Source organism: Corynebacterium sp. HMSC066C02, assembly GCF_001814945.1.
GTDB classification, from domain to species: domain Bacteria; phylum Actinomycetota; class Actinomycetes; order Mycobacteriales; family Mycobacteriaceae; genus Corynebacterium; species Corynebacterium aurimucosum.
The window spans coordinates 1-204 of sequence record NZ_KV818475.1 but is presented as its reverse complement, the minus strand read 5'-3'; the positions used below and the strand labels follow the sequence as shown (position 1 = coordinate 204).

The window sequence follows — 204 nt, the reverse complement described above, 5'->3', positions numbered from 1 at the left end:
TACCACAACGGCATCAACGACGATGACCCACAAAGACCTACCGGACGCGGCTACATGTACCGGCTGAATACCGGGGTGTCCTTCATCCCACCCTGGGGTGCACCGATAACCGCAATGCCGGAATACCAAGAAGCACTCGCCAGACTCAACACCGAGAAAGCAGCCGCAAAGGCACAGGCCACAGCACCAACCCAAACCCCAGCC

General features: G+C 58.8%; 1 pseudogene. It reads left to right on the top strand.

The features are described 5' to 3' along the window. A pseudogene (locus tag HMPREF2996_RS13040) lies at positions 1 to 204 on the top strand (HNH endonuclease); the annotation flags it as partial.